This is a genomic window from Natronosalvus halobius, assembly GCF_024138145.1.
Classification (GTDB): domain Archaea; phylum Halobacteriota; class Halobacteria; order Halobacteriales; family Natrialbaceae; genus Natronosalvus; species Natronosalvus halobius.
The window spans coordinates 441,349-453,329 of the sequence record NZ_CP099997.1 but is presented as its reverse complement, the minus strand read 5'-3'; the positions used below and the strand labels follow the sequence as shown (position 1 = coordinate 453,329).

Here is an 11,981-nt window from a genome sequence, read left to right as displayed (position 1 = left end):
ACCCGATTCGGCTTCCGATTCGTACTCAATTTTTCAGCTATCAACTGCGGCGAAATCCGTCGAGGAACGCGCTCGCGCCACGATAGAGGACGGCGACACCGGCGAACCCAACGAGGAGTCCGAGAATCACCGCTGACCAGCCGAACCCGGCGACCGCCGTCGAGAATCCGATCCAGGTAGCCCCGGCGAGGACCGCGAAGACGCCGAGTGTGAGGACCAGGAACCGAGCCATCGCGACCCGCCGCGACCCTCGTCCGAGTGTCTCGAGGCCACCTAACTGGATCGCAGCAGCCTCGACGGCGAGCTGGAGGCCCAGGAGCAGCGAGACGCCCACCAACAGGAGGCCGCTGCCCCCGCCGGTCACCAGGTGGTCGTAGTCGAGGGCTACGAGCAAATCAGACAACAGCAGGTGCAGCACGAACATCGAGGGGAGTCCGACGAGGAGAACTGACCCGATGTAGACTAGCGTCGCCATCAGCATCGGACGATCGGTCGAGTCCATACGTACTCGGGTTCGTGATAGTGAGCTATAATTTTTCGGACGTGGCCACGTCGTACACGAGGAACCCGTCGGAGGGGAGACGTGCAGAAACGCGGTGCAGTCGCCCTCAGGAGGCGTGTAGAAATCGGTGCAGTGGACGCGAGGAGGTGTCGGCAGGAGGAGTCGAGCGTCTCAGTGTGCCTGCTCGAGTTCGCCAACATCGACACCCGTCTCAGCTACTGGCTCGCTCTCCCGGTAAAACACCCGCAGCGTGTCGACGCTGTCTTCGGTTCGTGCCAGCTGGGTAAATCCCAGATCAGTGAAAATCGGCTTCCACTGCCTGAAATAGAGCGGAAAGTCCTCGACCTGCGTAGTCCGCAACAGCTGATCGCCGTCGGGTTCGTTCTCCTTCGTCACAAGCAGGTTGTCGGTCACGCGGGCGATTTCGCCGAAGACCCACTCATTGTTGGGATGGATGTGCTGGAGGGCCTCCACCGAAAAAACGACATCGAACTGGCCGTCCTGGAGTCGCGGGAGGACGTCCTCGAGCGGTTCCCAGTAGAACGTGCCGTCCTCGGCCAACTCGGGATACCGCTCGGCCATGACTTCGCTAGCGTCCTCGTTCAGGTCGATCCCGTGGAGGTTTTCGTAGCCGTGTTCACGGAGGTGGTCGAGGTGACGACCGGCGCTGCAGCCAACCTCCAGGATCGTCGCGTCGCGGTCGACGCGCGCGTCGAGCACCGATCGGATCGATTCCGTGCCGCCGGTCGTCCCCATGTCAGCGTAGAACTCCGGCGAGTAGACGCCCGAGCGCTTCGCCCAGCGTTCCTGGACCTCGTCGGGGTCCATTCGCCTCGAGTCCATCGAGAGTAACAGGGTACCGAAGGCGCCGAGGGCGGCCTGCGGGCGGGTACGAAGGTAGGTGAGCGTGCCCTCGTCCGCGAGCGTTTCGCGCTGGCGGTCGATGGTCGCTCGTATCCACCGGGTGGCCGCCGACAGTCTCGTCATACCGGGCGTACGGCGTGGGACCGTAAACACCTGTGGTCTCGAGGTCGTCCCTGTCCGTCGATCTCGCCGGTTGCGTTCTACCTGTCGATCCCGCCAGTCGTCTCGTCCCTCGTCGCCCGCTTCCAGTCGGCGAGACCGACGATCTCGCCGTCGAGTACGTCCGGATCGCACTCCGTCGCCGCCCAGACGAAGAGCTCGGCTACCGACTCGGGGTCTCGACCCTCGCCACCAGTGAGGTCCGTCGCGACCTGTCCTGGATCGAGACAGCCGACGACGGAATCGGTGTCGGCGGCGAACCCGCGAATGACCGCCTCGGCGCCCGCTTTCGAGACGGCGTAGGAGCCGTAGCCTGGATTCCCGTCGCGGGTAACTGAACCCGTCGGCACGAGTACCCGGGCGCCGTCGCTCAAATGCGGCAGGGCTTCCGTAACCGTGGCGAACACGCCGCGCGCGTTCGTCCGCCAGTGATCGTCGAACCGGCTGTAGGATTCGTCGTCGAGAGGCGTCGTCCCTGGGCCGCCGTGGTAGACGCCGGCACAGGCGACGACGACGTCGATTCCGCTCCCGGGTCCGGTTCTCGAGGCAGTCTCCATCAATCGCTCGCAGTCGAACTCGTCGCGGACGTCGGTCCGGAGGCCCGTGACGGTGCCGTCGGTCTCCGAGGTGATGTCCGCGACCGTCTCCTCGAGTTGGGCGACATCTCGAGCCCCGACGACGACCGTCCACGCCTCGGCCGCGAAGGCCGAAGCGACCGCTCGACCGATTCCGCGCGTCCCGCCGGTGACGACGACCGTCCGTTCGTCCATGCGCGACCCACGGCGGCCAGTTACTCGAGCGTATCGACTCGCCGCGGCCAGTTGCTCGAGTGTCTCGACCGTCGGAGTCGGTCATTCGAGTGCATGACCGGCGGCGAGAGACCCCTTCGTGAGCGACACCTACGTGGGTAGGCACACGTTTATCACCAATCCAACACTACTTTGGGACCATGCACTCGCTCGTGGGAGAGTCGGTCGTCGTGATCGGGGCCGGGATCGGCGGGTTGTCGACAGCGTGCTACCTCGCGGACGCCGGGGCCGATGTGCGAGTCATCGAGAAGAACGAGCAACTCGGCGGTCGAGCCAGCCGCCTCGAGAAAGACGGCTTTCGCTTCGACATGGGGCCGTCCTGGTACCTCATGCCCGACGTATTCGAGCGGTTTTTCGCGACGTTCGACCGCTCGCCGGGCGACTATTACGACCTCACCCACCTCGATCCTCACTACCGGATCTTCTTCAAGGACGGAGACCGGGTGGACGTCACGCGCGACCTCGAACGGACCAAATCGGTGTTCGAGTCGTACGAAGACGGTGCCGGCGACGCCCTGGAACGCTACCTCGAGAAATCGAGGGAGAACTACGAGGTCGGGATGGAACACTTCGTCTACGAGGACCGCGAGCGCCTGCGCGACTATCTCGACCTCGACGTGGCCCGCCAGGCCCGCGGTCTCTCGTTGCTGGGGTCGATGCAGGGTCACGTCGAGAACTACTTCGACCACCCCAAGCTCCAGCAGATAATGCAGTACACCCTCGTCTTCCTGGGCGGGTCGCCCCGGAACACCCCCGCGCTGTACAATTTGATGAGCCACGTCGACTTCAATCTCGGCGTCTGGTACCCCGACGACGGCATTGGCGGGGTCATCGACGGCATCGCCGACCTCGGGCACGAACTCGGAGTTACCTACGAGACGAACCGGCCGGCGACCGAGATCAAGGGCCGCGAGGGGGCGTTCTGTGTCGAAACCCCCAATGGGCCCCTCGAGGCCGATCTGGTGGTCAGCAACGCCGATTACGCCCACACCGAGCAGGACCTGCTCCCGCCCGAGAAGCGCGGCTACGACGCCGGCTACTGGGCGTCGCGCACCTACGCCCCCTCCGCGTTTTTGTGCTACCTCGGTGTGGAGGGTGACGTGCCGGAACTCGCTCACCACACCCTCGTACTCCCGACGGACTGGGAGCACCACTTCGGGCAGATCTTCGACGACCCCGTCTGGCCGGACGACCCGGCCTACTACCTCTGTGTCCCCTCCGAGACCGACGACACCGTCGCCCCCGAGGGCCACAGCAACCTGTTCGTGCTCGTCCCGGTCGCGCCCGGCCTCGAGGACACCCCCGAAATCCGCGAGGAGTACCGCGACTTCGTCCTCGCGGACGTCGCCGAGCACACGGGAACCGACCTCCGCGACCGAATCGTCTTCCAGGAGACGTTCAGCGTCGAGGACTTCGCCGACCGGTACAACAGCTTCGCGGGTACTGCGCTGGGGATGGCCCACACCCTGCGACAGACGGCCCTCTTTCGACCGCCGCATCGCTCGAAGGAAGTCGACGGCCTCTACTTCACCGGATCGTATACCACGCCGGGCATCGGCGTCCCGATGTGTCTCATCAGTGGCGAACTCACGGCCGAGAAGGTGTTCGAGGATTTCGGTGCAAACCACGCTGATACCTGATTCGAAGTGATCACGATGGCATCGACCGACACGCAGATCCGAACCCAGACCCCGCCGACCCGACACTGGCACTCGGCAGCGACGGCGCCGCCGGGTGAACGACCGTGACCGCCAACCGACGCCCCACGAGCGACCGCCCGATCCTCGACCCGCTCGCGTACCTGGTGACGCTGTCTCGACCTCGATTCTGGCTGTACCTGGCCGGACCGGTCCTGGTGGGGGTCGCCTACGCCGCCGAGAGCGTCGGGGACCTGCTTTCACCCGCAGCGCTCGTCCTGGTCGCGTACTTCCTGGTCCCGGCGAACGTCTTCCTGTACGGGATCAACGACGTGTACGACCGGGAAATCGACGCCGAGAATCCGAAGAAGGACGGTCGCGAAGCGCGCTACGAGGGGCAGCGATTCGTTCCCGTTGCCGTCGTCGCGTGTGCGCTCGTCCCGCTGGTCCTGCTCCCGTGGCTGCCAGCGCAGTCGTGGCCCTGGATCGCCGTCTTCCTCCTGCTGGGGGCGGGCTACAGCGCCCCGCCGCTTCGATTCAAGACGACGCCGGTGCTCGATTCGATCTCGAACGGACTCTACATCGCCCCCGGTGCGGCCGCCTACGCCGCCATCTCTGGCTCCCAGCCGCCGATTCTGGCCCTCGCCGGCGCCTGGTTCTGGGCGATGGGCATGCACACCTTTTCGGCCGTTCCCGACATCGAACCCGATCGTCGGGCGGGGATTCGGACGACCGCGACCGCGCTGGGGAAACGGCGCACCTACGCCTACTGCGCCGCCTGCTGGCTCACCGCCGCCCTCGCCTTCGGGGCACTCGACTACCGCCTGGGCCTGTTGCTCGGCATCTACCCGCTGTTCGTCCTCGGCGTTGCGACTTCGAGCGTGGCCGTCTCGCGAGCCTACTGGTGGTTCCCGGCAATCAACACGGTCGTCGGCGCTGCGCTGACGATGGGTGGGCTCTGGAGGGTGTTCTATGGCTGACGACGGGACCGCAGCAACTCCGAATCGAGCAGACAGAGAACGAATCCAGCGTCGTCTTGAGGCGCTCATCCTCGAGAATCGATTCACCATCGCCGTGATCTTCCCGCTGGTGGGTGCGATCAGCCTGGTCGGAAGCGCCGAAGGCGTAATTCCGGACCCCTTCGCGTACAACCCGCTGTTGATCCTCTTCGGGACGCTCGTGATGCGCTCGCCCCTCGTGGTGGGTCTCTTACCCCGGATCGGCTGGCGGACGCTTGGCTGGCTCGGCCTGCTCACGGCCTACACCTACGGCGTCGAACTGCTGGGCGTGCGTACCGGCTGGCCCTACGGCGACTTCGAGTACGCAATCTCGCTCGGGCCGATGCTCTTTGGAGAGATTCCACTCGCGCTGCCGCTGTTCTTCGTCCCGCTCGTACTCAACGCCTACCTCCTCACGGTGCTCGTCTTCGGCCAGCGGGCCGCGAACCCGCTGGTCCGACTCCCGGCGGCCGTCGTCGCCGTCGTCGCCGTCGACCTCGTGCTCGACCCCGCGGCGGTCTCGATCGGCTTCTGGGCGTTCGAAGAGGGGATCTACTACGGCGTTCCGCTCTCGAACTACGCCGGATGGCTCCTCTCGGGCACCGTCGCCGTGATTCTCCTCGACCTCGCCTTCGACCGCGAGGCGCTGCTCGAGCGGATCCGCGAGTGTCCGTTCATCCTGGACGACCTGGTGAGTTTCGTGCTCCTGTGGGGATCGATCAACGTCCTCTACGGCAACTGGATCGCCGCGGCCGTCGCTGGCGGCTTCTGTCTCGCCCTCCTGCGGACCGGTCGCTACGATCGCACGATGGTGGCAAACGCCGTTCCGAAGGGGCTTCGAAGCCGAGTGCTCGAGTAGTCCCGGCGGAACGGCTCGATGAGGGGCCGGGAATCGGGTGACCGGTCGCCGTTACGCCGCCCTCGGTACGCGAACGGGCGCCGACTCGCCGAATCGATTGTTGGCGACATCGACGCCGAGCGGTGTACGCGCGAACACAGCGGGAGGCGTAACCGACTTACCGATCAGATTTGATCTCGATGGTCCCCGTTTCGGTCATCTCGCCGACGGTGACGGTCCACTCGTGGTCGCCTTCGCCGATCTCGTCGCCCGCGACTGAGAGAGTCGTCTCGTGACCATCGTCGGCGGCGAGTTCGATCGGCGTCGAACGGTCGACGTCGCTGACGGCGAGCTCGATCGTCGTTTCGACGCCGGTGTCGCCCCGGTTTTCCACGGTGACCTCGAAGGGAACGGTTCCGTTCACGTGGCTGCAGGGGGGAGCGCACACCTCGAGGTCGAGGTCCATTTCGTCGCCGTCGTCCGGATCGTCCTCGCCCGGGCGCAACGCCACGATTTCGTCGTCGAACCGCGCGTACATCATGCCCTCGTCGACGGCAGCGAATCCCTGAAACGCTGGATCGACCTGGTACTCCCACTCGACGTCGCCATTTTCGAGGTCGAAGCCGACGATTCCATCTCCGCGAACGGCCATCAGCGTCTCCCCCGCGATGAGCGGGGCCTGGAAACCGACGCTGTCGGCGCTCCAGCGTGGTCCGGAGTCAGGGGAGGTGACGGTCAGCTTCCCGCCGCCGGGGAAGCTCGTATCGTGTACGACCCGAACGTCGGCCGTCGCAGCCCTCGTGAGTTCGGATTCGTCCACGAACGCGCCGGTGTCGGCATCGAGGACGTAACCGTACGCCGTGTCGCCGGCAGATTCTTGAGCAAAGACGATGTCGTCCGTAGCCAGCAGGCTGTAGGAGGCCCCGTCCTCCGGCGCGACGGCCCACTGGGTCTCGCCGGTCTCCGGGTCGAGTGCGGCGATACCGCCGTCGTAACCCTCGGCGTCGGACGAGAAACGGTCCGTGATCGCGTAGAGGGAATTGCCAGCGACAGCGGTCGTTTCGTGGGCGAACGACGACCGGATGGGGTCGGCCGCTTCGTCGTACTGCGGTTCCACGTCGACCGCCTCGCGATCCCATCGAACTGATCCGTCGGCGGCATCGAGCGCGTAGCACGTTCCCCCGGCGACCACGTACACTGACCCGTCGACGGCTGACGGGCTGGCGAGCCACTCGTCGGTGTCGAACGTTCGCTGCCACCGAACCGACCCATCAGCGGTGTCGAACGCCGTGACCTTCCCCTCGCCGCCGAGGTAGAGGGTGTCCTCGAGTACCGTCGGTCGGTACTGCGCCTCGACGTCGACCTGCCACTCGATGTCGCCGGTCTCGGCGTCGAGCGCGCGGAGTTCGGTTTTGAAGTAGGGAATCGAGCTCGTTTCGCGCCCAGTCAGTACGTAGAGGCGACCGTCGACGACGGCAACGGAATCGCCGTGGTACGCGGACGCGTGCGAAACTTCATGTCGCCAGACGACGGTTCCCGGTTTCGGGAACGATCCCTCGAGGGGCAGGTAGCGCGAGTTCGCGGCGTTCCCGCGGGTCGAAGACCAGCCGTTCGGGTCGCCAATCGCGGCCGTGCTCGAGGGCTGGTCGTCAGTGTCGTCGCCAGAGTCGGGGTCGTCGTCCGACTCCGATTCGTTCGTCGAGTCCGAATCCGACTCCTGGGCGACCGTCGATCCGATCGCCGCGAGAACGCTCGAAGTAGTGAGTGCTGTACAACCCGCGAGTACCGTACGGCGGTTCCACCGTGGCATACCGGTCGAAAATCGAACCAGTCATACTACTATCGGGTTCATAGACCTCGATTTTATGTCGCAAAACTGTTTCAAATTTTGGTCGAACCGCTCGCCGTCCCGGTATTAGACTGCGAAACCGTTTACAGCTCGAGCACTCCGGTCACTCCTGGGCCGTCGTCAACGCCTGGAACGCGATCGTCGGGAATCGCGCCTCGAGCGTGCTCGGACGGCGACCGCCACTCCCTCCCTCGGTCCCAACCGCCTCGTCGATCGACACCCGCTCGAGCAGTCCTCTGTCGGCCAGTTCGTACAGAAACCGCTTGACGGTCCCGTTCGTCAGCGACGACGAGCGAGCGACGTCGTCCGCGAGGGCCCGAATCGATCGGCGGTCGCCCTCGTCGTCACATACCTGGATCAGCGCGACGAGCACGCGCTGGCGCGATTTCGGCAGGGCTAGCGCCCGGTCGACGTGGACGCCGACGCCAGGCACGTCCGCCTTCGCGGCCTCGAGGTGGCGGTCGGCGATCGCTTCGGCGCCCGCTTCCGTCGCCAGGAACGCGGCGCCGAACACTGCCGCCAGCGCGTCGTGGGCGTTGCCGTCGGCCCACTCGGCCAGTAACCGCACCGTCTGGTGGTCGAGCGTACCAGCGGCCAGTCCCGCGGCGGTTCGCTCGGTCACTACGTCGACGAGTTCGTGCTGGCGGTAGGCCGGGACCTCGACGACGGACTCCTCCCACCCGGTGGGCGCTCGCCGCCCGACCGGGACGACCGTGGTGCTCTCGTCGACCGCCTCGAGTAACTCCCGAACCCTCGCCACGTCGATCGTTTCCGGTTCGTCGTGGTGGTCGACGGCGATCACCGCCCGGCGGTCGGGCCGGGCGAGTCGCGCGGCGAGTCGGTCGCGGAGGTCGTCCGTGCCGACGCCGCTGGTCGGAACGGAATCCGTCGAGAGCGACGAGAGGACGGCCCGATAGAAGGCGAACGCGCTGGTCGTCCGCCGGGCGTCGACGTAGACGAACCGGATCGCCCGCCGGTCGCTGCCGGCGCGCGTCGTCGTCCCTATTGCTCGAGTCGAGTCGCCCAGTTCTGCCGCCAACGCGGCGAAGAGCGCAGTGATCACGGCCGAGGTTCCGGACCCGGCGGGCCCGACGACCGCGAACGGTTCCGGCAAGCGGTCGCTGAAGGCGGGTTCGACGGCGTCCAGGAGCGCCTCGAGGGTCGATTCCCGGCCGACGGGCTCACTGCGGTGGACGGTCGGGCTCAGCACTTCCCGGTCGAGGACGAACCCCGAACGCGGCTGGGCGGTTCGCCGACGGCCGATTCGTTCCGCGAGATCCATCAGTTTGCTCCGAATGGCTCGTGTTGGCCTTCGTGGTTCGGTCCGCCTGTCTCGTCTTCGCGGTCCGCCTCGTCCACCTCGTCGACGCCGCCGTCAGTTCTCGCACGCACGGGCCCCGGAGAGTCCTGGACGAGCGCCACATCGAGCACCTCGAGTGGATGTTTGATCTCGTAGCCCGTCCCGTGTTCCATCTGCATCGAGCAGGTCGGACACTCGGTGAGGCCTGTTTCGGCGTCGGCGCGTTCCATGTGCTCGAACATCTCCTCGCCGATCTGCATCGAGGTCTCGTAGTGTTCTTCCTTCCAGCCGTAGGTGCCCGAGATACCCGAACAGGAGTCGCCCACGTCCTGGGCCTTGACGCCGTCGATGGTCGTCAGCACCTCGACGGCCTGTCCGTCCAGCCCCTGGTTGCGGGCGTGACACGGCACGTGGTAAGCCAGGTTCGGCACGTCGGCGCGAGTCCCCTCGAGTTCGCCCTCGAGGTCCTCGTGGACGCGAAGGTACTCCAGGCCCTCCCAGGTGTTGCTCGAGACGTCCTGGACGCCGTCGATGTCGAACAGTTCGGGGTACTCCTGGCGAAGCGACATCGAACACGAGGTGCAGGAGGCGACCACGTCGGCGCCGTCCTGGATGGCGGCCGCGAGTTCGGGGACGTTGGTGTCGGCGGCTCGCCGGGCGTCGTCGAGCATCCCGTTGGCGTACATCGGCGTCCCCGAACAGCGCTGCTCGGGAACCACTACTTCGTAGCCGAAGTGTTCGTACACCCGCACGAGGGCCTTGCCGACCTCGGGCGTGTTGTAGTTGGAGTAGCAACCGTGGAAGTACGCGACTTTTTTTGCAGTGCCGGACTCGCCGCGGCGCTCGCGGGCCGTCTGTGCTCGTTCTCTCGAGGCCTCGTGGCCGCCCCGCGCTTGCCACCACTCTCGAAAGGTCTCGGTGGCGAACTCTGGGAACTCGCGTTCGCCCGTGATGCCGAGGACCTTCTCGTTGAACACCCTGGTGAGTGTAAGCCCCATCACGAAGTTCGTCAACCGAGGGACTTTGCTCCCGATGTGAGCCATCAGCCGGTAGTTCGAGAGCAGACGGTTTCGCCAGTACTCGAGCGATCGCTTGCTCATCCGCTCGTCGACGTACTCTCCGCGAGCGCTGTTGTGCATCTGGGAGAGTGGCACTTCCGAGGGGCAGGCGTGGTCACAGCGCATGCAGTTCGAACACTTCATGATCGAGTCGTCGACGTCCTGGTCGGACTGGCGCTTCAGGCGCCACTGCTCCGGTCCCTGGAACTTCGGCCCGGGGAACTCGTCGTCGACCTCCGCGACTGGGCAGTTGGTGTCGCACGTCGAGCACTTGTAGCAGTTGTCCGCCCCCGGCCGGAGGTCCATGTCGTCGGCCTCCGGAAAGACCTCGATGGGGTCGAACTCGTCGTCGCCCGGGACGTGGTCGTCGGTCGGTCGTGCCGCGTCGCTCATTGAATCACCGTCATGTTGATTTGAAACTGGGTCCGTCTCTGAATCTGCACGTGTGCCTGAGCCTGGTTCTGAAACTTGGCCCCACCGCAGGTATCGGTCTCGGTCTCGGTCTCGGTCTCGATCCTGGTCGACCGTCGATCGGGCCGCCACTGCTTGCACACACCGCTCGAGGGCGCACTCGAGGCCGCGTACGGTCCGTACACTGCGCCCAGCGCCAGCGTGTACGCCGCCTCCGGGCCAGCACGCGAACGAACCACTCGGCTCATCTGCGCACCTCCGACCCGGCCCGGTTGCCCGCGACGAACCCCGTCGCGAGCGAGACGCCGCTGCCGGACTTCTCGGCGGCGAAGTCGTAGCCCGAGAGGACGGCACCCGCCGCCCGCAGGTTCGCGAACTCGAGGTCGTCCTCGGCGTCGAGCGGGCGCAACTCGCGGTCGACGCTCACGCCGAAGCGAGCGAACGGGTGGTCGCCGAAGGCATCGCCGTCGAACCAGTCGTAGCGGTCCGGTGACGCCTCGACGTGGCAGTCGAAGATGGGGTCGAAGACCCGCTCGCGGTCGGATCGAACGCCCTTGCCGACGAGACCGCCGGTGGCGAGGACGTACTCGTCGGCGCGGTAGGGGACGTCTTGGCCCTTGCGGTCGACCAGGACGTGTTCGATTCGGCCGGGATTCGAGCCACCGCCGCGTCCGCTTTCTCTCACCTCGTAGCCGACGACCGGGACACCCGTCGTGACGCGAACGCCGGCGTCCTCGAGCGCGTCGTACAGGCGATCCTCGAGGCGCATTCCGGGCAGGCTCGGCGGTCCCGAAGGCACTTCGAAGACGTCGACGCCGAGGCGCTCCTGGAGGTCCCGGCGGACGGTCGCGTGATTGTCGTCGCCGAGGATTGGCGGGAACCCTACGCGGGACTCGCCCTCGAGTTGATCGCGGACGATGGCGGCCAACGCGGCCCGCGCGGAGGTCTCACCGCGGCCGATATCGACGCCCTCGTCGCGGTCGAGCAGGTGCGCGTATCGGGTTACCTTGGCGTCGTCCCGACGGATGCCTGGGAACGAGAGGGTGACGCCTCGAGCCTCGAACGGAACGCCGGTGTCCCCCAGGTGGGCCGCGACGAGCGGGGCGTCGAACTCGGGCAGCGTCTCGAAGCCGACGAGCAGCGCGTCGCTGGGATCGCTCGCGAGCCCAGGCGCGACGCCGGTGGGGTAGCGGGCCGTGGGCTTGATCGCGCCGCTCGAGGTGGGGACGAGCGCGTTTGCGTCCGTGTGCTCGCCCGCGTAGGCGTCGTCGACGACCGCGTCGAAGAAGAGTAGCGCCTCTCGAACCGCATCGCTTCCCACGCGTTCGTAGGGGTGGCCCTCCGGGAGCGACTCGAGGGCGTCGAAGGGGTCGGCGAGTGGCCCCTGGCCGTCGGGCGCGTACCCGAGGACGTCGATCAACCCGCTGGCGTGGCGGAGCGTGCTCTGCTTGTAGGTGAGCAGGCGTACCTGGACGCCCCGTTCGGCCGCGGCGAGCGCCGCCGTCGTACCAGCGAGTCCGCCGCCGATGACGAGTACGTCGTCGGTGATGGCCATC

Annotated in this window: 11 protein-coding genes; 3 read left to right on the top strand and 8 right to left on the bottom strand. The window is 66.4% G+C overall.

All coding sequences use genetic code 11. From position 1 onward, the window contains the following. Nucleotides 1–40: 40 nt before the first annotated feature. From NGM15_RS02190 to NGM15_RS02180, 3 genes are all read right to left on the bottom strand, one after another. Nucleotides 41–502, bottom strand: coding sequence for a hypothetical protein (locus NGM15_RS02190; RefSeq protein ID WP_253434698.1), 462 nt, complete (start codon nucleotides 500–502; stop codon nucleotides 41–43). Between the two features lie 171 nt (nucleotides 503–673). Next, a complete protein-coding gene (locus NGM15_RS02185) occupies nucleotides 674–1,330 on the bottom strand; it encodes a class I SAM-dependent methyltransferase (protein ID WP_425494490.1) in 657 nt (218 codons plus the stop codon). Nucleotides 1,331–1,566: 236 nt separating this feature from the next. Beyond that, nucleotides 1,567–2,295, bottom strand: a complete 729-nt coding sequence (locus NGM15_RS02180) for an SDR family NAD(P)-dependent oxidoreductase (RefSeq protein ID WP_253434692.1) — start codon at nucleotides 2,293–2,295, stop codon at nucleotides 1,567–1,569. 179 nt (nucleotides 2,296–2,474) lie between these two features. Between NGM15_RS02180 and NGM15_RS02175 the strand changes: the two genes are divergently transcribed. The 3 genes from NGM15_RS02175 (at nucleotide 2,475) to cruF (ending at nucleotide 5,828) form a co-directional block, all read left to right on the top strand. After that, nucleotides 2,475–3,974, top strand: coding sequence for a phytoene desaturase family protein (locus NGM15_RS02175; protein ID WP_253434689.1), 1,500 nt, complete (start codon nucleotides 2,475–2,477; stop codon nucleotides 3,972–3,974). Between the two features lie 104 nt (nucleotides 3,975–4,078). After that, entirely contained in the window at nucleotides 4,079–4,951 is an 873-nt protein-coding gene (locus NGM15_RS02170; RefSeq protein ID WP_253434686.1) for a prenyltransferase, read from the top strand. Then, entirely contained in the window at nucleotides 4,944–5,828 is an 885-nt protein-coding gene (gene cruF / locus NGM15_RS02165) for a bisanhydrobacterioruberin hydratase (RefSeq protein WP_253434683.1), read from the top strand. Before NGM15_RS02170 ends, cruF begins: the two co-directional genes overlap by 8 nt. A gap of 157 nt (nucleotides 5,829–5,985) precedes the next feature. On the opposite strand, the gene NGM15_RS02160 is transcribed toward cruF, so the two are convergent. The 5 genes from NGM15_RS02160 to glpB form a co-directional block, all read right to left on the bottom strand. After that, nucleotides 5,986–7,617, bottom strand: a complete 1,632-nt coding sequence (locus tag NGM15_RS02160) for a PQQ-like beta-propeller repeat protein (RefSeq protein ID WP_253434680.1) — start codon at nucleotides 7,615–7,617, stop codon at nucleotides 5,986–5,988. A gap of 142 nt (nucleotides 7,618–7,759) precedes the next feature. Next, nucleotides 7,760–8,938, bottom strand: a complete 1,179-nt coding sequence (locus NGM15_RS02155) for a Cdc6/Cdc18 family protein (RefSeq protein WP_253434678.1) — start codon at nucleotides 8,936–8,938, stop codon at nucleotides 7,760–7,762. Continuing rightward, entirely contained in the window at nucleotides 8,938–10,407 is a 1,470-nt protein-coding gene (locus NGM15_RS02150) for an anaerobic glycerol-3-phosphate dehydrogenase subunit C (protein WP_253434675.1), read from the bottom strand. The genes NGM15_RS02155 and NGM15_RS02150 overlap by 1 nt, the downstream gene beginning before the upstream one ends. Next, a complete protein-coding gene (locus NGM15_RS02145; RefSeq protein WP_253434672.1) occupies nucleotides 10,404–10,673 on the bottom strand; it encodes a hypothetical protein in 270 nt (89 codons plus the stop codon). The genes NGM15_RS02150 and NGM15_RS02145 overlap by 4 nt, the downstream gene beginning before the upstream one ends. Next, nucleotides 10,670–11,980 (bottom strand): glycerol-3-phosphate dehydrogenase subunit GlpB, encoded by a 1,311-nt coding sequence (gene glpB, locus NGM15_RS02140; protein WP_253434669.1) that lies wholly within the window; start codon nucleotides 11,978–11,980, stop codon nucleotides 10,670–10,672. Before glpB ends, NGM15_RS02145 begins: the two co-directional genes overlap by 4 nt. Nucleotide 11,981 lies beyond the last annotated feature (1 nt).